Annotated in this window: 16 protein-coding genes; 2 read left to right on the forward strand and 14 right to left on the reverse strand. The window is 76.2% G+C overall.

The features are described 5' to 3' along the window. Window positions 1–11: 11 nt before the first annotated feature. The 6 genes from ACVCAH_RS27545 to ACVCAH_RS27570 form a co-directional block, all read right to left on the reverse strand. Entirely contained in the window at window positions 12–3,524 is a 3,513-nt protein-coding gene (locus ACVCAH_RS27545; RefSeq protein WP_447139127.1) for an amino acid adenylation domain-containing protein, read from the reverse strand. Beyond that, window positions 3,521–5,824, reverse strand: coding sequence for a lantibiotic dehydratase (locus ACVCAH_RS27550; protein WP_447139128.1), 2,304 nt, complete (start codon window positions 5,822–5,824; stop codon window positions 3,521–3,523). The genes ACVCAH_RS27545 and ACVCAH_RS27550 overlap by 4 nt, the downstream gene beginning before the upstream one ends. Before the next feature lie 76 nt (window positions 5,825–5,900). Then, window positions 5,901–9,044 (reverse strand): thioesterase domain-containing protein, encoded by a 3,144-nt coding sequence (locus ACVCAH_RS27555; RefSeq protein WP_447139129.1) that lies wholly within the window; start codon window positions 9,042–9,044, stop codon window positions 5,901–5,903. After that, window positions 9,041–12,511, reverse strand: a complete 3,471-nt coding sequence (locus ACVCAH_RS27560; RefSeq protein ID WP_447139130.1) for an AMP-binding protein — start codon at window positions 12,509–12,511, stop codon at window positions 9,041–9,043. Before ACVCAH_RS27560 ends, ACVCAH_RS27555 begins: the two co-directional genes overlap by 4 nt. A gap of 331 nt (window positions 12,512–12,842) precedes the next feature. Next, on the reverse strand, window positions 12,843–13,244 hold the full coding sequence (locus ACVCAH_RS27565; protein ID WP_447139131.1) for a DUF2267 domain-containing protein: 402 nt from the start codon (window positions 13,242–13,244) through the stop codon (window positions 12,843–12,845). A gap of 117 nt (window positions 13,245–13,361) precedes the next feature. Further along, window positions 13,362–13,760 carry an NUDIX hydrolase gene (locus ACVCAH_RS27570; protein WP_447139132.1) on the reverse strand — a complete coding sequence of 133 codons (399 nt, stop codon included), beginning with the start codon at window positions 13,758–13,760 and terminating at the stop codon, window positions 13,362–13,364. Between the two features lie 162 nt (window positions 13,761–13,922). On the opposite strand from ACVCAH_RS27570, the gene ACVCAH_RS27575 reads away from it, so the two are divergent. Beyond that, on the forward strand, window positions 13,923–14,309 hold the full coding sequence (locus ACVCAH_RS27575) for a hypothetical protein (RefSeq protein ID WP_447139133.1): 387 nt from the start codon (window positions 13,923–13,925) through the stop codon (window positions 14,307–14,309). Here ACVCAH_RS27575 and ACVCAH_RS27580 read toward each other — a convergent pair. From ACVCAH_RS27580 to ACVCAH_RS27610, 7 genes are all read right to left on the reverse strand, one after another. Continuing rightward, window positions 14,221–15,546 (reverse strand): MFS transporter, encoded by a 1,326-nt coding sequence (locus tag ACVCAH_RS27580; protein ID WP_447139134.1) that lies wholly within the window; start codon window positions 15,544–15,546, stop codon window positions 14,221–14,223. The two genes, ACVCAH_RS27575 and ACVCAH_RS27580, sit on opposite strands and share 89 nt — an antisense overlap. After that, window positions 15,546–16,952: an FAD-dependent oxidoreductase gene (locus ACVCAH_RS27585; protein WP_447139135.1), complete on the reverse strand. Its 1,407-nt coding sequence runs from the start codon at window positions 16,950–16,952 to the stop codon at window positions 15,546–15,548. The genes ACVCAH_RS27580 and ACVCAH_RS27585 overlap by 1 nt, the downstream gene beginning before the upstream one ends. Before the next feature lie 74 nt (window positions 16,953–17,026). Then, window positions 17,027–17,524 carry an N-acetyltransferase family protein gene (locus ACVCAH_RS27590; protein WP_447139136.1) on the reverse strand — a complete coding sequence of 166 codons (498 nt, stop codon included), beginning with the start codon at window positions 17,522–17,524 and terminating at the stop codon, window positions 17,027–17,029. A gap of 1 nt (window position 17,525) precedes the next feature. Beyond that, window positions 17,526–17,855 carry an ArsR/SmtB family transcription factor gene (locus ACVCAH_RS27595; RefSeq protein ID WP_447139137.1) on the reverse strand — a complete coding sequence of 110 codons (330 nt, stop codon included), beginning with the start codon at window positions 17,853–17,855 and terminating at the stop codon, window positions 17,526–17,528. A 15-nt stretch (window positions 17,856–17,870) separates the two neighbouring features. Further along, on the reverse strand, window positions 17,871–19,130 hold the full coding sequence (locus ACVCAH_RS27600; protein WP_447139138.1) for a M28 family metallopeptidase: 1,260 nt from the start codon (window positions 19,128–19,130) through the stop codon (window positions 17,871–17,873). Further along, complete coding sequence (locus ACVCAH_RS27605; RefSeq protein WP_447139139.1) at window positions 19,127–19,399, reverse strand: hypothetical protein; 273 nt, start codon at window positions 19,397–19,399, stop codon at window positions 19,127–19,129. The genes ACVCAH_RS27600 and ACVCAH_RS27605 overlap by 4 nt, the downstream gene beginning before the upstream one ends. Next, window positions 19,396–19,545, reverse strand: coding sequence for a hypothetical protein (locus tag ACVCAH_RS27610; protein WP_447139140.1), 150 nt, complete (start codon window positions 19,543–19,545; stop codon window positions 19,396–19,398). Before ACVCAH_RS27610 ends, ACVCAH_RS27605 begins: the two co-directional genes overlap by 4 nt. Before the next feature lie 85 nt (window positions 19,546–19,630). On the opposite strand from ACVCAH_RS27610, the gene ACVCAH_RS27615 reads away from it, so the two are divergent. Further along, complete coding sequence (locus ACVCAH_RS27615) at window positions 19,631–20,002, forward strand: ArsR/SmtB family transcription factor (RefSeq protein WP_447139141.1); 372 nt, start codon at window positions 19,631–19,633, stop codon at window positions 20,000–20,002. A gap of 11 nt (window positions 20,003–20,013) precedes the next feature. Here the strand turns inward: ACVCAH_RS27615 and ACVCAH_RS27620 are convergent. Next, a partial coding sequence (locus ACVCAH_RS27620; protein WP_447139142.1) for an RNA-guided endonuclease TnpB family protein occupies window positions 20,014–21,016 on the reverse strand: 1,003 nt, incomplete at its 5' end.

Genomic DNA, 21,016 nt, shown 5'->3' on the forward strand with positions numbered 1-21,016 from the left:
GCTGTCCTTCGTCACGCGGTGCCGCCGGGGCGGCGGGGTGGGTTACGGCGGGTACGGCTGCGTCGGGCGGCGGCGCGCAGCGCGGCGCGGGCCAGCTCCGGCCGGTCGGCGGCGCCGTCCAGGCTGGCGGCGAGCGCCCGGACGGTGGGGTGGCGGAACAGGTCGAGCATCCGGATGGAGCGGCCGGTCGCGGCGGTCAGCCGGGCGTGCACCGCGGCCAGGGCGAGCGAGTGCCCGCCGATGTCGAAGAAGTTGTCGGTGACCCCGACCCGGTCGCGGTCCAGCACCTCCCGCCAGATCCCGGCGATCAGCTCCTCGGTGTCGGTGAGGCCGTCCGGGCCGGCCGGCAGCATGCCGCGCGGCGCCTCGGCGGCCGCCACGGTCATCGCGCCGAGCTGCGGAGTGGCCACGGTCGGCCGGGGCAGCTCGGCGGCCACCCGGTCGGCGGGGGCGTCCGGGGCGGCGGCCAGCGCGCCGACCAGCGTGGCCAGGTCGGCCAGCAGGCCGTCGACGCGCTCGGCGTCGAACAGGTCGGGGTTGTAGACCACCTCGACGCCGCAGCGGGCGTCCCGCTCGACCATGTAGACGGTGAGGTCGAACGGCGACCCGGGCTTGGGCACGGCGACCGGCTCGGCGGCCAGGCCGGTCAGCGCCAGCCGGGGCGGGGCGAAGTTGAGCACGTTGAACAGCACCTGCACCAGCGGGGCCCGGGAGGTGTCCCGGCCCACCCCGAGGGCCTCGACGACCTTCTCCAGCGGCGCTCCCGGGTGGGCGGTCACCTCGTGCAGCTCGGCCGCGCACCGGTCGACGAGCTCGGCGAAGCTCCCCGCGCCGCCGCGTACCCGCACCGGCACGGTGTCGATGAAGAAGCCGACCACGTCGTCGAAGGCGGCCAGCCGCCGGTCCGCGACGATCGCGCCGAGCACGTGGTCGTCGCCGCCGGTGAGCCGGCGCAGCAGCTCGCCGAAGCCGGCCAGCAGCACCGCGGCGACCGTGGTGCCGCGCCGCTCCGCCAGCTCGCGCACGGCCCGGTCGGTGGCCTCGGTCAACCGCACGGCCGCCTCGGCGCCGGTGTAGGTGGCCACCGCCGGCCGGGGCCGGTCGCGGGGCAGCTCCAGCACGGTCGGCGCGTCCCGCAGGTGCTCCCGCCACCAGGCGAGGTCCGCCGCGCCGCGGCGACGGTCCCGCTCGGCGCGCCACACCGCGTAGTCGGCGTACGTGGCGGCCAGCGCCGGCAGCCGCGGGGTGTCCCCGCTGACCGCCTGGGCGTACGCCGCCGCGAGGTCGTCGTAGAGCAGCTTCTCCGACCAGCCGTCGAAGACCGCGTGGTGCAGGGTGATCGCCAGCACGTGCTCGTCCGGGCCGAGCCGGTAGACGGTCACCTGCCAGGGTGGCCCGGTGGCCAGGTCGAAGGCGTGCGCCGCGCCGGCCGTCAGCATCCCGGCCAACTCCGCCCCGGCGTCGGCGCTGCCGGTCAGGTCGACCACCGGGACGGCCACGTCGGTCGGCTCCTCGCAGACCGCGTACGGCACGCCGGCGGTCTGCGGGATCCGCCAGCGCAGCACGTCGTGCCGCTCGGCGACCGCGCGCAGCGCGGCGCCCAGGGCGGTGGTGTCCAGCGGGCCGCGCAGCCGGTGCGCCACCGCGATGTTGTACGGCGCGCTGGACGGGGCGAGCTGGTCGACGAACCAGAGCCGCCGCTGCGGCGGGGAGAGGGTGGGCGGGTTGCCGATGGTCAGCCCGTCGCCGTCGGCGGGGGCGGCGGCGTGGACCCGGTCGACCAGGCCGGCCAGGGTGCGACCGATGAAGACGTCCCGGGCGTCGACCTGCCGGCCCAGTTCGGCGCGGAGCGCGGCGACCAGCCGCATCGCCGCGATCGAGTTGCCGCCGGCGGCGAGGAAGTCGGTCGCCGGGTCGGGGGCGGCGCCGAGCAGCCGGCCCCAGATCCGGGCCACCGCCGCGGCCACCGGTTCGTCGGCTTCGGCCCGGGCGGCGGGCTCGGCCGCCGGGCGGGCGGTGGCGGCCAGCGCGCGCAGCGCCGCCCGGTCCAGCTTGCCGCTGGTCGGGCTGACCGGCAGCTCGGCCAGGCGGAGCACCCGGGCCGGCAGCATCGCGGCGGTCAGCCGGGGCCCGGCGTACGCCCGCAGCCGGTCGTCGTCCGGCGCGTCGGCGGGGGCGAGGAAGGCGACCAGGTCGGTGCCGGCCGGCCCGGGCACGGCCTCCACCGCGACCCGGTCCACCCCGGGCAGGTCGGCCAGCACGGCCTCCACCTCGCCCAGCTCGATCCGCTGGCCGCGGATCTTCACCTGCCGGTCGGCCCGGCCGAGGTAGACGATCCGCCCGTCCGGCTCCTGCCGGACCAGGTCGCCGGTGCGGTAGAGCCGCTCGCCGGGCAGGCCCGAGAACGGGTCGGGCACGAACCGCTCGGCGGTCAGCGCCGGCCGGTTGAGGTAGCCGTCGGCCAGGCCGGGGCCGCCGATCAGCAGCTCGCCGGTCTCCCCCGGCGGCACCGGGCGCAGCTGCGCGTCCACCACGTACGCCCGGTGGTTGGGCAGCGGCCGGCCGATCGGCACCGGGTCGGTCTCGGCGGCGGTCAACTCGCCGCTGACCGCGAGCACCGTGGTCTCGGTCGGCCCGTAGCCGTTGAGGAAGAGCCGCCCGGGCGCCCAGCGGGCGGCCAGCTCGGCCGGCACCGCCTCCCCGCCGCAGAGCACCACCCGCCAGGCCGGCAGCTGCGCCGGGTCCAGCATGGACAGCACGGTCGGGGTGATGAACCCCCAGTTCACCTCGTGCGCGGCGATGAACCGGGCGAGCCGCACCGGGTCGGCCCGGTCCTCGCTGCCGAGCAGTTGCACCGCACCGCCGAGCAGCAGCGGAAGGAAGAGGTCCATGGTGGCGGCGTCGAAGCCGAGCGAGGCGATGCCGAGGCTGCGTACCTCGGCGCCGGCGCCGGTCAACGCGGCGCACCCGGTGACGAACTCGACCACGTTGCGGTGGGTGGTGAGCACCCCCTTGGGCCGGCCGGTGGAGCCGGAGGTGAACAGCACGTACGCCGGGTCGCCGGGGCGCGCCGGGCAGGGCGCGAGGGGGGCCGGGCCGGGCAGCCCGACCGCCGCCACGCCGGCCACGTCGCCGAACTCCGCCTCGGCCGCGTCGCCGACCACCACGGTCACCCCGGCGTCGGCGGCGATCTCCCGCAGCCGCCGGCGCGGCCCGCCCGGCTCCAGCGGCACGTAGCAGCCGCCGGCGAGCAGCACACCGACCACGGTGACCACCAGGGCGGGGGTACGGGTGCCGCAGACGCCGACCCGGGTCTGCCGGCCGACGCCGCGCTCACGCAGCGCCGCGGCCACCCCGGCGGCCCGGGACAGCAGCTCGGCGTAGCTGAGCCGGGTGTCCCACTGGCGCACCGCGACGGCGTCCGGGGTCCGGGTGGCCTGCGCGACGATCAGCTCGGCCAGCGTCGCGTCCGGCCAGGGCAGGCTGTCGGCGTGGACGCCGCTGATGGACAGGATGTCGGTCACCCGTTCACTCCCCGGTGGCTCACTGGATCGGTGATCTGCAGGCGCAGCTCGCTGACGTAGCCGCGCCCCTGCGCGTCGGTCACCCAGGCGTCGGCCGGGTCGGGCAGCAGCTCGCTGACGGTGACCGTGACGTCCGGGCCGGTCCTGGCAGCGGCGTCGACCATGGCGCAGAGCGACTGGGCGTGCAGCGGGCCGGTGAGGTCGGTGTAGCAGGGCTTGACCTCGGTGCCGACCTTGACGAAGACCCGCTCGGGCAGCCCGAGCCGCGCCCGCCACCGGCGGACCGCGAGGAAACGCTCGGCCTCGCCGGTGACGCCGGCCAGGCCGGTCTCCGCCACCGTGGTCCGCCAGGTCCGCCGGGCGACGACCAGCCGGTCGATGGTGATCCGGGGCGTGTGCGGGGCGGGGGCGAGCAGTTTGAACGAGTCCAGCAGCAGCGCGCCGAGCAGGTTGGCGAAGATCTCCATCAGCGGCCAGCGGGTCCCGTCGGGCAGCACCGCGACCCACCCGTCGCCCTCCGCCTCGACCAGCGCCTCGGTGCCGCGGACCAGCCGGTCCACGTCGGCCCCGCGCGCCGTGTCGAAGCCGAACTGCCGGTCGGCGGGGCCGTCCAGCGCGTGCGTCATCCGGGTGCTGTGCCGCGGGTAGCTCTCGGGATAGAGCACCCGGGCCCGGGCCGGACCGAGGTCGGCGTCGAGCGCGGCCCGCAGCGCCCGCCGGTCGGGGTGGAACGGGGTCAGCACCGCGCTGTCGAACGGGACGTAGGCCGGGTGCAGCTCGCCGAGGACGAGCAGGAAGTCACCCCGGTTGACCGCGTCCAGGCCGGCGGCGCTGATCTGCACGTCCGGGCTGTGGATCCGGGCCGACGGCCAGCCGGGCCGGTCGGCGGCGAACAGGGCGCGTGCCCGCTCGGCCAGGTCGGCGCTGCGCAGCCGCAGCTCGGCCTGGCCCGGGGCCGCCGCGGCCAGGCCGACCAGCTCCGCCCAGCGGGCGGTCAGCTCGGCGCCGGCCCGGGCGATCGGGCCGTCCGGGGCGAGCAGCAGCCCCTGCGCGAGGGCCCAGACGTCGGCCAGCCGCACCGGCCCGTCGGCGCGCAGCTCGGCGTGCAGCTCGGTGAGGATCCGCTCGCCGGCGGCGCCGACCTCTGCGGTCAGCCACCGGGCCGCGGCCAGCACGATCGCCAGCGGCTCGGCCAGCGCGTCCAGCACCCGGGAGCCGACCGTGACGGACAGGTCGCAGGCGGCCTCCTCGTAGCTGACCGTGCGGCCGGCGTACATCTGGCCGGCCTGTCGGGTGGCGGGCCGGCCGGTGACGGCGGTGAACTCGGCGTTCAGCGCGGCGAGCGCGGCGCCGAGCCGGTTCGGGTCGCCGGCCGCCGCGGCCACCGCGTCGCGCGCGGCGCGGAGCCGGTCGAACGCGGCGGCCACCTCGGCGCGCACCGCCGGGTCGCCGATCGCGGCGATCCGCTCGGCCAGCACGCGTTCGGCCGCGGGGCTGACCGGCAGGCCGGCGTCCCAGGTCAGCAGGTCCCGCTCGACCAGCCGGTCGAGCAGCAGGTAGCCGTCGTCGGCGCCGCGCAGCGCCCCGTCCGCGCAGAGCCGCCGCGCCAGGGTGACCGCCGGGGTACGCCCGTCGCAGGCGGCCAGCAGCCGCGCCTCCACGGCGGTCAGCTCGGTCGGCGGCAGCAGCGGCCGGGTGACCTGCCGGCCGGACAGGCTCAGGTGCGGCGGCAGCGCCGGTGCCCACCAACGCCGCACCGCCAGGTCGTCGGCGAGCCGGTCGCCGTACGCGATCAGCGCCCACGCCTCGAAGTGGACCTCGCGCCGGGACACCAGCGCCGGACCGGGCCGCAGCCGGGTGGTCGGCTCGTCGGGGTCGAGCCGCCCCCAGCAGACCGGGCCGAAGAAGCCGATCGTCTCGGCCTTGCCGCAGTAGCGCTGCCAGTAGCGCAGCAGGCTCAGCTCGCGCTTGCGGCGCCGCACGTTGCGGACCGTCGGGTCGGTGCGCAGCAGGCCGTCCAGCGCGATCAGCATCTCCGGGTTCTGCCAGGTGACCGCCTCGCGCAGCAGCGGGTCGGCGGCGATCTCGCCGCACACCGCCGAACTGTCGGCGAGCGCGGTCGCGAGCGCCTTCTCGAACACCTCGGCGACGCCCTCCCCGGCCAGCAGGGCGTCGGCGGCGGCCGCGGCGTCGGGCGCGGCGAAGGCGTCGAGCCCGGCCGCCGGGAAGCCGGCGGTCCGCAGCACGACGTCGCGCCACACCCACCAGCCGGTGTCGCCGAGCGGGATCCGGTGGCTCATGCCGGCACTCCGCTTCGCTCCGTGCCGCCATGAGGCACCAACGCGCTGCATCGATGATTCACTCGCTGCCGCTCGCTCATCGGCCGCCCTCCCGCTCGTCGGCGTCCACGATGTGCAGCCGCAGTTCGCTGAAGTACCGCCGGCCGACCGCGTCGGGCACCCAGGCGTCCGCCACCGTGGGCAGCATCTCGCTGACCACCAGGGAGGTGTCGTCGCCGCCGTCGGTGCGGGCGGCCCGCACCATGGCGCAGAACATGTTGCTGAACGCCGGGCTGCCCAGGTCCACGAAGCACGGCTTGGTCTCGGTGCCGAGCTTGACGTAGACCTGCTCGGGCAGGCCGAGGCGGCGGCGCCAGTCCCGGACCGCGAGGAACCGGTCCCGCTCGCCGGTGATCGTGGCGAGACCGCTTGCGCCGACCGTGGTGCGCCAGGTCTGCCGCGCCACCACCAGTTCGCCGAGGGTGATCCGGGGGGTGTACGGCGCGGCGGCGACCAGCTTGAACCCGTCGACGGCGTGCGTGCTGAGCAGCGGGGAGAAGACCTCGGTCAGCGTCCAGCGCTGCCCGTCCGGGGCGGTGGTGTGCAGCCGGCCGTTCTGCTCGGTGACGGTCAGGTCCACCGTGGGCAGCACCCGCTCCGGTTCGGCGCCGGGCGCCGGCGCGAAGGCCAGCTGTCGGTCGGTCGGCCCGGCCAGCGCCTCGGCGACCCGGCTGGTGCGCCGGGGCCAGTCGGTCGGGAAGAGCAGCCGGATCCGCCGCTCGCCGAGGTCCGCGGTGAGCGCGTCGCGCAGCCGGCCCACGTCCGGGTGCGCCGGGGTGAAGACCTGGCAGTCGAAGGACGCCCAGGCGGCGTGCAGTTCGCCGAGCACGACGGTGTAGTCGCCGCGGCCCAGCGCGTCCGCGTCGGCGGCGCAGATCTGCAGGTCGGGGCTGTGCAGCCGGGCGTTGGGCCAGGCCGGCCGGCCGGCCGGGAAGACCTCGGCGACCCGGGCGGCGAGGTCGGCCACCGGCAGCCGGACCTCGGTCGCACCGGGCGGCAGCCGGTCCAGGCCGAACAGCCCGGCCCAGCGGGCGGCGAACTCGGCGGCGACCGTGTCGACCGGCCGGGTCCCGTCGCCCCAGAACAGGCCCTGGGCCAGGAACCACAGGTCGGACAGGGCCACCGGGGCGCCGCCCGCCTCGGCGCGCAGCTCGTCGTGCAGTTCCCGGAACGCCGCGTCGTACGCCCGCTCGAGCGCGTCGGCCAGCCAGCGGGCCGCCTGCAGCAGCACCGCGAGCGGGGCGGCGATCCGGTCCAGCAGCGGCTTGCCGAACACCACGTCGAGGTCGCGGCTGGTGTCCTCGTAGCAGAGGGTGCGGCCGGCGTACATCTGGCCGGCGCGGCGGCGCGGCGGCTGCCCGGTCAGCTCGGTGAACGTGGTGTCGAGCGCGTCCAGGGCGGCGCGCAGCCGGTCCGGGTCGCCGGCTGCGGCGGCCACCGCGTCCCGAGCGGCGCGGAGCCGGTCGAAGCCGGCGCCGGCGTCCCGCCGGGCGGCCTCGTCCCCGATCGCGTCGATCCGCTGCCGCAGCACGTCCTCGGCCTCCGGGCTCACCGGCAGGCCCGCGTCCCAGGTGATCAGCTCCCGGTCGACCAGCCGGTCCAGCAGCGCGTAGCCGTCCTCCGGGCGGCGCAGCCCGATCGCCGGGTCGGCGACCAGCTCCCGGGCCGGGCGCCGGCCGTCGGCGGCGGCCAGCAGCGCCGCCTCCACCGGGATGAGCGGCACCGGCGGCCGGCCGGGCCGGCGCACCGCGCGGTCGGCGAGGCTCAGCTGCGGGCAGAGCATCGGTGCCCACCAGCTGCGCACGGCCAGGTCCTGGCCGATCCGGTCGGCGTAGGCGCTCAGCGCCCAGGACTCGAACCACACCCAGCGGCGGCGGGTCAGGCCCGGGCCGGGGCGCACGTCGGCCGTCTCCGGGCGGGCCGGGTCGAGGGTGACCCAGCAGCTCGGGCCGAAGAAACCGACCGTCTCGTTCTTGCCGCAGTACCGCTGCCAGTACTTGAGCAGGGCGCGTTCCCGGTCCCGCCGCCGCACGTTGCGGGCCGGGTCGGGTCCGCCGCGCGCCAGCCCGTCCAGGGCGACCAGGGCGCCCCGGTTCTGCCAGGTGACGGCCTCCCGCAGCAGCGGGTCGCCGGCCAGCTCGGTGAGCCGCCGACCGGCCGCCGTCATCGCCTCGGCGAACTCCTTGTCGAACTGCTCCGCGCCGGCGCCGGTGGCCAGCAGCTCGTCGGCGGCCGCTGCGGCCTGCGGGGCGGCGAGCTGGGCCAGACCGTCGGCGGGGAATCCGGTGGTCCGCAGGAGGGCGTCCCGCCACACCGACCAGCCGGTGTCGCCGAGCGGCACCCGGTGCCCGCCGGGCACCGGCGCCGCCGCCTCCGCTCCGGCCGGCGCTGGTGCGGCGTCCGCTGCGGTGAGCGCGACCGGCGCCGCCGCGGGTACGGCGTCCCCGGCGGCCGGTGCCGCGTCCAGGTCGGCGCGGATCACCGCGAGCAGCTCGGCCAGCCGGTCGTGCAGGAAGAAGTGCCCGCCGTCGATGTCGTGCAGGGTGAAGCCGGCGGCGGTGTGCTCCCGCCACGCCTCGCTCTGCGCCCGGCTGACCGCCCGGTCGTGCCGGCCGCTGAACGCCACGATCGGCACCGGCAGCGGCTCCTCCGGGACGTAGCGGTAGCTGTCCACCCGGCCGAAGTCGGCGCGCAGCAGTGGCAGCAGCAGCTCGACCAGCTCCGGGTGGTCGAGCAGTTCGGCCGGCAGCCCGCCGCCCTCGCCGAGGCGGCGCAGCAGCTCGTCGTCGTCCACCCGGGACAGGCCGTCGAACACGCTGGGCGCGGTGACCTGCGGGGCGCGGGCGCCGCCGACGTACAGCCGCAGCGGCAGCGACCGCCCGGCCCGGCGCAGCTCGCGGACCACCTCGAAGCCGACCCGGCCGCCCATCGAGTGGCCGTAGATGGCGTACCGGCCCTCGGCGCGGTCGGCGATGGCGTGCGCGACGTCGGCCACCCGGAACCGGGGGTCCTCGCTGATCCGGTTCTCCCGGCCGGGCAGCTGCACCGGGAGCACCTCGACGCCCGCGCCGACGCCGTCCTGCCAGCGGCGGAAGGCGCTGGCGCCGGCACCGGCGTAGGGCAGGCAGAACAGCTGGACCGGTGCCGGTTCACGGCGGCCGGCGGAGACGAACCAGTTCACCGCGCGCCTTTCTGAGGGGGGTCGATCCAGTACCGCTGACGCTGGAACGGGTAGGTGGGCAGCCCGGTGCGCCGGACCGTGCCCTCGGGGTGCAGCGCCGTCCAGTCCACGTCCCGGCCGGCGACCCAGGCCGCGGCCAGCTCGCGCAGCTCCCCCGCCGGGCCGGCGACCCGGGCGTCGGTGCCGAGCAGTTCGTCCAGCGCGGTGACCGCGTCGGCCGGGCCGGCCGCCACCACGGCCGCCCGGCAGCCGAAGGCCCGCCGGCCCAGGGCCAGGGTGGCGGCCACCTCGGCCAGCGCCGGGCTCGCGCCGGCGAGGTGCTGACGCAGCCGGGTCAGCGCCGCGCGCAGCGCGACCGGGTCCCGCGCCGACACCGGCAGCAGGTACGCCGCGGCGTCCGGCGCGTCGACGGGCTCGGCCGGGGGCGGCTGCTCCACCACCACGTGGGCGTTGGTGCCGCCGACCCCGAAGGAGCTGACCCCGGCGACCCGCCGCGGCGCGTCCGGCCAGTCCCGCGCCTTGGTCGGCACGTAGAACGGGCCGGCGGCCAGGTCGACCTCGGGGTGCGGGCGGGTGAAGTGCAGGTTCGGCGGGATCACCCCGTGCTGCACGGCGAGCACCGCCTTGATCAGCCCGGCGATGCCGGCGGCGGCGTCGAGATGGCCGATGTTGGTCTTCACCGAGCCGAGCGCGCAGCTCTCCGCCGGCCCGGCACCGGAGTAGACCTCGTGCAGCGCGGCGACCTCGATGGCGTCGCCGAGCGGCGTGCCGCTGCCGTGCGCCTCGATGAAGCGGACCTCGCCCGGCGCGACCTCGGCGGCGGCGAGGGCGTTGGCCACGGCGGCAGCCTGCCCGGCCGGCCCGGGCACGGCGAAGCCGGCCCGGTCGGCGCCGTCGTTGGTGACGCCCCAGCCGGGCAGCACCGCGTAGATCCGGTCGCCGTCGGCCTGTGCGTCGGCGAGCCGGCGCAGCGCCACCACGCCGACGCCGGAGCCGAAGCCGGCGCCGTTGGCGGCCTCGTCGAACGCGCGGCACCGGCCGTCCGGCGAGGCCAGGCCACCCGGGGTGTGCCGGTAGCGGGGCCAGGTCACGTTCACCCCGCCGGCCAGCGCGATGTCGCACTGGTAGTCGGCCAGGCTCTGCGCCGCGAGGCAGACCGCGACCAGCGAGCTGGAGCAGGCGCTCTGCACGGCGACCGCCGGCCCGGTCAGCCCCAGCCGGTACGCGACCTGCCCGGGCAGGTGGTCGGTGAACTGCCGGCCGATGAGCCGGGCCTCCCAGTCGTCCGGGTCGACGTCGCCGACCACGGCCGGGTTGTCCATGAGGTGGAACAGGAAGTAGCGGTTGGCCGAGGTGGCCGCGTAGACGCCGACCAGCCCGGGGAAGCGGGCCGGGTCGTGGCCGGCGTCCTCCAGCGCCTCCCAGGCGGTCTCCAGGAACAGCCGGTGCTGCGGGTCGGTACGCGCCGCCTCCTGCTCGCCGAAGGAGAAGAACCCGGCGTCGAAGTCGGCCACCCCGTCGAGCCGGCCCGCGGCCTTGACGTGCCGGGGATCGGCGCGCAGCCGGGGCCCGACGCCGAGGGCGGCCAACTCCTCGTCGCTGTGGTCGTGGATGGCGTCGACGCCGGCGCAGAGGTTCCACCAGAAGGTGGCCACGTCGGGCGCGCCCGGGAAGCGGCCGGCCAGGCCGACCACGGCGATCTCGTCGCCGGCGTACTCGCGGGCGGCGGTCGTCGGGGCGGCCGGCGGCAGCGCCGGCGCGCGCACCGGTTCCAGCGGCGCGTCGAGCAGCCGGGCCTGGGCGGCCACCGTGGGGTGGTCGAAGAGGCGCAGCATCGGCAGTCGCACCCCGAACCGCTCGGCCAGCCGCTGCTGCACCTGCCCGAGCAGCAGGGACTGCCCGCCGACGTCGAAGAAACTGGCGGTGCGGCCGACCGCGTCCCGACCGAGCACCGCACACCAGATGTCGTGCACGATCCGCTCGGTCGGCGTAGTCGGGGCCTCGCCGGGCGGCACCGTCCGGGCCGGGTCGGGCAGCGCCCGCTCGTCGATCTTGCCGGTCACGGTGAGCGGGAACTCCTCGACCACCACCACCGCGCGGGGCAGCGCGTGGTCCGGCAGCCGCCGGGCCAGCGCCGCGCGCAGGGCCGCCGGGTCGAGCGACCCGCCGGCGGGTCGGGCGTACGCGAGCAGTTCGCCGTCGCGGGCGATGGCGCGGACCCCGGCGACGCCGGGCTGTTCGGCGAGCACCGCCTCGATCTCGGTCAGCTCGACCCGGAAGCCGCGCACCTTGACCTGCCGGTCGAGCCGGCCGAGGCAGACCAGTTCGCCGCCGGGCAGCCGCTCGGCCAGGTCGCCGGTGCGGTAGGTCGGCACCCCGTCGGGGTCGACGCCGAACCGGTCGCTGTGCTGGTCGAGGTAGCCGGGGGCGAGGTGCCGGCTGCGCACCACGAGCTCGCCGTCCGGGGCGAGACGCAGCTGGTAGCCGGGCAGCGCGGTGCCGATCGGCAGCGGCCCGGTGGCGGCCGGGTCCGCCTCGGCCAGCGGCAGCGCGTACCGGGCCGCGAAGGTCAGCTCGGTCGCGCCGTAGCCGTTGACCAGCAGGCAGTCCGCCGCGAACCGGCCGCGGCCGCGGGCGGCGTCGGCGTGGGTGGCCTGCTCCCCGCCGAGCAGCACGACCCGGACGTGGTCGAGCCGGCGCTCGCCGAGGGTGTCCAGCAGGAACCGGTAGACCGTGGGCGTGGAGTGGTAGACCGTGACCCGGTGCCGGGCGAGCTGCTCGACGGCGTGCGCCAGGCCGTGCCGCCGCAGCTCCACCGGGACGACCGCGGCGCCGGTGAGCAGGGCCGGGTAGAGGTCGGGGATGGCCGCGTCGAAGCCGAACGAGGCGAGCAGGCTGAGCCGGTCGGCCGGGCCGAGGTCGAGGGCGGCGATCTGGTTGTCGACGACGTGCAGCAGGTTGCGGTGGGTCTGCCCGACCGCCTTGGGCACGCCGGTGGAGCCCGAGGTGAACAGCACGTACGCCAGCGCGTCCGGGTCGACCGGCACCGGGCGCAGCGGGGCGGCCGGCACGGCGTCCACGGTGAGCACCCGGACGTCGGGCCGGTCGGCGGTGAGCCGGTGCGCCGCCTCCGCGTATTCCGCTCCAGTCAGGACGGTGCTGACCCCGGCGGCGGCGAGCATGTGCCGCAGCCGCTGCTCGGGGAAGCCCGGATCCAGCGGCACGTACGCGCACCCGGCGGCGAGGGTGCCGAGGATGGCCGCGATGGTGGGCGTGCCGTGCGCGGTGAGCAGCGCGACCCGGTCGCCCGGCCGGGCGTCGGCGGCGGTCAGCGCCGCGGCGTACCCGCCGGCCGCACCGGCGAGGTCGGCGTAGCTGAGCTGATCGGATTCGCCGAGCACGGCCGGGTGTTCGGGACGACGGGCGGCGACAGTGCCGAAGCGATTGATTACCGTCGATTGATTCATGTCAGACTACGGACGTCGCTCCACAGCAGGACGGCGCGCAGCATTCGACAAGGCTGATCATGATCCCCCCCAGGACTTCACAATGGAATGAGCATATGGCTCAATGCCTGGGAAGAAAGATCGTCGATTAGAGTCGGGCCGAAGAGCCGAACAGACCCTCGGACGACGGACGGAGAAAATCGTCCGATCATCCCTCTAGCGCGTAGAGGAACTACCGCCTAAGCGCTTACCGTCAAGTAATCTTACGGTAAAACTGGGCTCAGGCCGCGAAAGTTCCCGAAATATGGGCGATGTCCACAGTCCGACTCGACCCCTGCGGATCCCCGACTGCCTATCCGTCCGACGGCGGCATCGGCGCGATCGCGCCGTCGAAACCGCGCGGAAGTCGCGCCACCATCTCCCGGAACTCGTCGACCGTCACCGCCTGTCGCAGCGTCGCGAATACCGCGCCGGCGCCGGCCCTTGCGGTCGCCTCGTCGACCCCCGCCCGCTCCCCCACCCGGCGCAGGAACTCGGCCGGCCCGAACGCCGCCGTACGGCCGTCGACCGCGCCGGTGCCGGGCGCCAGGTAGTCACCCAGCTCGTCCGGGAGCTGCCCGGCCAGGTCGTCCGCCTCGCCGCCGGTCACCCGCTCGGCCATCGTCTGCAGCACGGCCCGGGCGATCGCGGCGGCCTGCCCGGGCGGCAGCCCGGAGCGGCGGGACACCGCATCGACGAAGCGGGGAAACCGCACGGCGCCTCCTGTCGTCACCGGCCCCGCGCTTACCCCCGCCCGGTGCCGGCAAACGGCGTGCGCGGCCGACCGCCGCGCCCGCTGGCCGCCGGTGCGAGCCGCGCGCCCGGATCGACGTCAGCGCAGCCCGGCGGCGGCCCGCAGGTGGTCGAAGATGAGCTGGTCGACCGGGGAGACCCGGTCGCGGTCGGCGTAGCCGAGCCAGGCCGCCTCGGCGATCTCGTTGGCCGGCCGGAGTGCGCCCCGGTAGTCGGCGGAGTAGCAGCTCATCCGCACCAGCGTGCCCGCCGGGTGGCCGTGCGCCTGCGCGGTGAAGGTGCCGAGGTGCACGGCGCTCCCGGTCAGCACGACGACGCTCAGCTCTTCGGCGATCTCCCGACCGAGCGTGTCCAGGTCGGTCTCGCCCGGCTCCCGTTTGCCGCCCGGCAGGTACCAGACGTCCTTGCCCCTGGAGCGGGTGCTGAGCACCCGGCCACCCTCGATCCGGATCCAGGCAACCTTGTCGATCTCCGGCACGGCACTCCCCTCCGGCCTCCGCTGGGCCCGCCACTGTATCCGGCTCGCGGTGATCGCGTCGCCGACCTGCTTCCGGGGGTGTTTCGCCAATACCCGCCAACGGGCATGCTGCGGGCGGGCGCCCGGGTCGTCGGGCGGCGCGCCGGGAGAGGTGGTGTCGAGATGGGATGGTTGCGGGATCTGCTCGGCCGGGGCCGGCCGGCGCAGGACGTGGCCGAGCGGCTGACCAGCCGCGGGCCGTTCCGGGTGAGCACCGAGACGGTGCCGCTCACCGATCGCGAGACGGTGCGGCGGTGGCTGCGTGACCTGGACCCCGACCTCGGCCAGCAGGTGCACATCCGCCGGCCGTGGGGCGTGGTCGCCGCCGTCACCGACCGCCGGCACCCGGTGGGCGTCGTCATGTCCGACGCCGAGGACCGGTCCTGGGCGGCGTACGCCCCGGGTACCGACGAGCGGGCCCTCACCCCCGACCAGGTCGAGCACGTGGTGCTGGACGCGCTGACCGCCACCGAGCGGCCCGCCTGGCCGCAGTGGCGCCGGCTGGACTGACTGCGGGACCCGCGAGGATGCCCGTGGCGGCGACGGCACAGCAGCCGGCGACGGCGACGAGCAGTGGGCCGTACCCTCCGGTCCGGCTCAGCAGCGCCGCCGCGGCCAGCGGTGCGGTGGCCTTGGCCAGCGTGACGGGCGCGGCCAGCACGCCGGCGACGCTGGCGTAGCCGACGGTGCCGTAGCGACCGACGAGCAGGGCCGGAGTTGCCAGGCTGGCGACGCCGAATCCGAGCCCGAACCCGATGACACCGACGACGGCCCCCGGGCGGGTGCCGCCGAGAGCGGTGAGGGTGAGTGCGGCGGCGGCCTGGATCGCGAAGATCACGGCGAGGATCGCCGGCACGGGCAGCCGTCGCCGCGCCCCGGTGAGGACGAGCCGGCCGGTGACCGAGAGGACGCCGAGCAGGCCGGCGACGGCGGCGGCGAAGGTGGCGGTGTGGCCCCGGTCGGCGAGGAAGCCGACGAGGTGGACGGTCATGGTGCTGGTGGCCGCGCCGTGCGCGAGCAGCGCGGCCACCAGGACCCAGAACCGGGCGTCGCGGGTCGCGGTCCGCACCACGGCCCGCCGCCGGTCCGGTTGCCGGCTCCGCGCGGGCTCGGCGTCGTCCGGGCGCGCACCGGGCGGCCGCCGCACGGTCCCGGCGTGCAGCGGCACGGTGGTCAGGCCATGCACGGCGGCGAGCACGAGCAGGGCGCCCCGCCAGTCCAGGTGCGCGACGAGCAGGCCGGTCAGCGGTAGGAAGATCGTGCTGGCGAACCCGGCGACGATGGTGACGGCGAGCAGGGCCCGGTCGCGGCGGGGTGGCGGACACCAGGAGACGAGGACGGCGAAGGCCGGTTCGTAGAGGACCATCGCGCCGGTGACGCCGATGCCGATCATCACCACGTAGAGCTGCCAGATCGTCTCCACCTGCGACCAGGCGAGCAGCAGCGCGGTGGCGGCCAGCGAACCGCCGGTCATCAGGCCGCGCCCGCCGTGGCGGTCGAGCCACCGTCCGACCGGGACGGCGGTGAGCGCCCCGGCGATCACGGACGCGGTCAGCGCGCCGGTCACCGCGGCGGTGGACGCGCCGAGGGCGGTGGCCATCGGCTTCAGCAGGACCGCGTACGAGTAGTAGAGGGTGCCGTAGCCGACGGTCTGGGTCACCGCCAGCGCGGCGACCAACCGGCGCGGCCGCCCGGCGGGGCGCCCGCCGATCGTGGCATCGGCGGGCGCCCCGGTGGCCGCGGGCATCAGCTGGCGCAGCAGCCGGCATCGCCGGGAACGGTGGCCAGCGGAATCAGGCTGACCGGGGCGGCGAGCAGGCCACCGCTGACGCCGGTGGCCAGACCCCGGCCGGCCGGTGCGGCGGGAGCGGGACCGCAGCAGCTCTCCCCGCCCACCGACTCGGCGGGGGTGCTGTTGCACACGCCGGTCTCGGGGAGTTCGAGCTGCACGTCCCGGGCCGCCGCCCAGTCGCCGGCCAGCGCGGCGACCACCGAGCGGACCTGCTCGTAGCCGGTGGCCATGAGGAAGGTCGGCGCCCGGCCGTAGCTCTTCATGCCGACGGCGAAGTAGCCGGGCTCCGGGTGGGCGAGTTCGTCGACGCCGTGCGGCGGGACGGTGCCGCAGGAGTGCTCGTTGGGGTCGATCAGCGGGGCGAGCGCCCGGGTGGCGCCGAGCACCGGGTCGAGGTCCAGGCGCAGCTCGGCGGCGATGGAGTGGTCGGGCCGGAAGCCGGTGGCGGCGACGATCCGGTCCACCACGACGGACTCCTCGCCGCCGTCGGCGGCGCGTACGACCACGGCGACCCGGCCGTCGGCCGGGGTGAGGGCGTGCACGGAGAAGCCGGTGAGCAGCCGGATACGGCCGGCGTCGACGTGCTCGCGCAGCCGGGAGCCGAGGGCGCCGCGGGCGGGCAGCGCGTCCGCGTCGCCACCGCCGTAGGTACGGGCCGGGCTGGTCGAACGGATCGCCCAGGTCACCTCCGTGCCCGGCGCGGCGGCCGCCAGCTCGGCCAGGGACAGCAGCGTGTTGGCCGCGGAGTGGCCCGCCCCGACGACCAGGGTGTGCCGGCCGGCGAACCGGTCCCGGTCGGCGCCCAGCACGTCCGGCAGCGCGTGCTCCAGGTGGGACGCGGCCTCGGGCTCGCCCCGGGCGGGCAGGCCGGAAGCACCGAGCACGTTCGGGGTGGCCCAGGTGCCGGAGGCGTCGATCACCGCGCGGGCGAGCAGTTCGTCGCCGTCGGCGAGCCGGACCAGGAACGGGGTGTGCTCGCGGCCGGCGGTGCGCAGCCGGTCCAGGCCGAGCCGGCTGATCGCCACCACCCGGGCCCGGTAGCGCAGGTGCGGCTTGAGCTGCGGCAGCTCGGCCAGCGGCTGGAGGTAGTCGGCGGCGAGGCCGGCGCCGGTGGGCAGGTCGTCGAGGTCGGGGGTGACCCAGCCGGCCGCGTCGAGCAGCCGGCGGGCGGCCGCGTCCAGGTTGTACCGCCACGGGGAGAACACCCGCACGTGGCTCCACTGGCGCACCGCCGCGCCGGCGCTGTCGCCGGCCTCCAGCACGGTGAAGGGCAAACCGCGCTCGTGCAGATGCGCGGCCGCGGCGAGCCCGACCGGTCCGGCGCCGATCACCACGACGGGCAGTTCGTCCAGGACGTTCATCAGGAAACTCCTTTGTCTTGACAATTTTCGAAACAACAGGGCGGACGCGGCCCGTCCGGCGGGCCGCACGGCGGTCAGGTGATGACCGGACTGCGGCGTTCCAGCAGCACCACGTCGCGCCACCGGCCGTGGTGCCGGCCGACCCGCTCCCGGACGCCGATCACCCGGAAGCCGGCCCGCTCGTGCAGCGCGAGACTGGCCGTGTTCTCCGGAAAGATGCCGGACTGGATCGTCCAGATGCCGGCCGCCTCGGTCGAGGCGACGAGCGCGTCGAGCAGCAGCCGGGCCACCCCGCGCCCCTGTGCGGCGGGGTCGACGTAGATCGAGTGCTCCACCACGCCGGCGTAGACCGCCCGGGTGGAGGTCGGGGTGACCGCGACCCAGCCGAGGACCCGGTCGTCCCCGTCGACGGCCACGAAGCGGTGCGCGGGCAGCCGGCCGGCGTCGAACGCGGCCCAGGTCGGCGCGACGGTTTCGAAACTGGCGTTGCCCCCGTCGAGGCCCGCCTGGTAGATCGCCAGGACCGGGCCGGCGTCGTCGGGACGCATCGGCCGGACGGCGAGGTCGCCCATTTCAGCAGGCTCCCTTCGGGCTGGGGGCCGGTCGGCCCATGACCACGTCGGCGGCGGACGGGAAGCAGCCGACGCAGGCCTCGTTGACGCGGTAGTGCCGGGCGGTGCCGACCGGCTCGGCGAGCACGAACCGGACCTCGGTGAGGATCTTCAGGTGCTGGGAGACGGTGGACTGGGCCAGGCCGACCGCCGCGACGATCTCCCCCACGCTCATCGGCCGGGCCTTGCGGGCCAGGTACTCCACGATCTGCACCCGGGTCGGGTCCGCCAGGGCCCTAAACCACGACGCGTACGTCTGCGCCGTCGCCCGATCGAGCAGCTCGCTCACCATCCGCCCCCTTTATCGTTAATCGCCGATTGACGATGAAAGTCTAGCGGACGACGACGCGGCCAGCCGCACGGTGGCGACCACCAGGCGCGCCAGGGCGGTGAGAGTGGCCGGATCGACCCGGTCGGCGGTGTCGGCGGGGCTGTGGTAGCCGGCCATGCCGGCGCCGATGCCCACGGCGGCGAACCCGGCGGCCCCGTAGCGACGGTTGTCCGAGGCCACCGGCCCGGCGACCAGGGGTACGCCGACGTGCCGGCCGGCCTGGTCCAGCACCGCGAGCAGCCGGTGGGCCGGCCCGCCCGCCTCGACGGCGGCGGCCCGGTCCAGGCGTCCGGCGCCGTCGACGTTGAGCACGAGCGGGTTGGCGCCGCCGGCGCGCAGTCGACGGGCGTGGTGGGCCGAGCCGAGGGCCCCGATCTCCTCGGCGTCGAGCAGGGCGACGGAGAGCCCGACGCCGTCGCCGTCGCCGGCTCCGGCTCGGGCTCCGGCGGCCAGGATCCGGGTCGCCTCGAGCACCACCGCGACCCCGCTGGCGTTGTCCGACGCGCCCGGCTGCCGCAGGCCGGGATGGTCACCCACGCCGTCGTAGTGCGCGGTGAGCAGCACGTCGACCCCACCCGGTGCCGGCCGGCGGACGGTGGCGTGGATGTTGGTGCCGGTGACGTCGAGCCGGCGCAGCGGGGCGTCACCGGCCAGCCAACCACCCTCGGCGGCCGCGACGAGGACCGCGCGGTGCGTGGCGGGGTCGAGGGTGAGCACCGGCAACGGCCCCGGGTCCGGGCCGGCGAGGGTGGTGTACTGCCAGCCGTCGGCGTCCACGGGGCGACTCAGGACCAGCCCCGCAGCGCCGTGGGCGTGCCCGTAGGCGTCGAACAGATTCATTTCCGCCGGCACGACGAGCCACCGACCGGCCGGGTCGTCCGCGCCGGCCACGCCCAGCGCGCCCCGCCGGACCTCGGTCGTGTGGGCGGAGGCGAGATGGACGCCGACCTCCCGACCGAAGGCCAGCCGGTGGGCGGTGGCGTCGCCGCCCCAGGTCACCGTGGGCGCCGCGGACAGGTCGGGCACCGCCCGGACGGGAAACCCGTCGGTGTGCACCGTCACGCCGAGCGCGGCGAGGTGATCGGCGAGCCAAGCCCAAGCGGCGACCCCACCGGCGGAGCCGACCCGCCGACCGGCGAAGCCGTCCGCGGCCAGGGCGGCGACGGTCGCCGCCATCCGGTGGCCCGAGACCTCTTCGCGCCGGACCGTGGCGTGGGCGGGCGGGTCCGGGATCATCCGCAGCACCCCTGTCCCGCGTCGACGGCGGTGGCCTTCGCCTCGGCGCCGCAGCACCCACCGGCGGCTGCGGCGGCCTCCTGGGTGCCACAGCACGGGCCAGCCGTCCCGGACGCCCCGGCGGGCGGCAGGATCGAGCCGACCGCCTGCGCGGGGCTGCCGCAGCAGGCGCCGGAACCGGTGACCGCCAGGGCGGCAGCCGGGTCGCCGGCGAATCCGCCGGTCGTCTGGATGTTCTCGCTCATCGTGGTGGCCGTCCCGTCGCTCATCGAGGGCTGATCAAGGTGTGCACGGCGGCGCGAACGCTGTCGTAGCGACGCTCCGCCCGCTGGGCGGCGGTGGACACCTGGGCGCAGGAGTCGCAGAAGCGCACTCCCGTCCCGGCCGACGTCGACCGCCGAGCCTTGCCGAACATGACGATCCCCTTCCCACGGAGCCTGTCTTGACGTCCGTCTAAGCAGAGACTTGCACGCTGATTAGAGAGATGTCAACCTAGAGACATGTCGAAGCAACCGAGGCCGCTGACCGTGCTGAACGCCGACGCGCCCTGCTGCGAGCCGCTGGCGCAGCGCCGGGTGCCGGCGGAGACGGCCGCCGCCCTCGCGCCCGCGTTCAAGGCCCTCGGCGACCCGGTCCGGCTGCAGCTGATGTCGATGATCGCCTCCGCGGAGGGCGGCGAGGCCTGCGTCTGCGACCTCACCCCCGCCTTCGACCTCACCGGGCCGACCATCTCCCACCACCTGAAGACCCTGCGTGAGGCGGGCCTGGTGGACGCGGAGCGGCGCGGCACCTGGGTCTACTACCGGGCCCGCCCGCACGTCCTGCGCCAGCTGGCGGCACTGCTCACCGTCGAGACCACCCCCGTGGCCTAGTGCGGTGTCCACTAACGTTCACCGGGTGTCCGGTGGTGTTGTGGATCCTCACCGTTCAGGGTGAGCGACTCCCCGCCGGGTGGTGGGGCGGGCCTCCGCGGGCCAACTGATCCTCGCGCCGCCTGGTGTGGGCGGCGGGGGTCACGTCGGGACTGGCCGGCGCCGGGGAGGTGCCGGCCGGCTCGACGGTGCGTGACCACCTCGGGCAGCACGACGGCTGTGGGGGTGGTGGGTCCGCCGCCCGGGGTGCGGGTGGCGATGCTGGCGGCCGCGACCAGGTCGCGGTGCCCGGAGAACGCGCAGTGCAGGCAGGTCAAGGTCCGCCCACGAGGCTTGGATATCCGTTTGCGGCAGGCGGGGCAGGTCGATGAGGTGCCGCGTTCGTCGACGAGGCGGACGGTGATGCCCGCTTGGGTGGCCTTGTCGGTGAGGATCTGGATGAGCCGGCCGATCTGCCACTGCCGCAGCCGCAGATTGTGCCGCCGCCCCGCCGGCAGGTCGAGCACACCACGCGGATCACCGACGTGCAGCACACCCACGCGCTGCTGCTGGGCCCAGGTGACGACGGTGCGGGCGGCTTCGTGCTGGGCTTGGCGGACCCGCCGCCGATGCCGACCCTCCACCAGCCGGGCCCGGCGGCGGTAGCGCCGCCACCGCCGTGAGCCCCGCTGACCCGGTTTCGGGGCCCGGTGTGAGACGGCGCGGCGGCGGGCTTTGGTGTCGGCCAGGTGCATGCGGTGCTCGGCGCGGATCGCCCGCCCCGACACCAACAGAGCTTCTCCGTCGGGGCCGGCCACCGCGTACGGGTGGATGATTCCCAGGTCCACCCCGGCGACCCGGCCCGGATCCGGCTCCTCACCGGGCGGGTAGGTGAGGACGGGGACTTCGGCGGTGACGTCGAGGAACAGCCGCCCACCCTCGCACAGCAGGGTGATCGCCGAACCTGCTCCACCGCATACGGCATATCCCGGGCCAGCCGCACCCACAACGGCGCGTTGCCCGTGGCGGTCGGAA

The organism is Micromonospora sp. LZ34, from assembly GCF_052981855.1.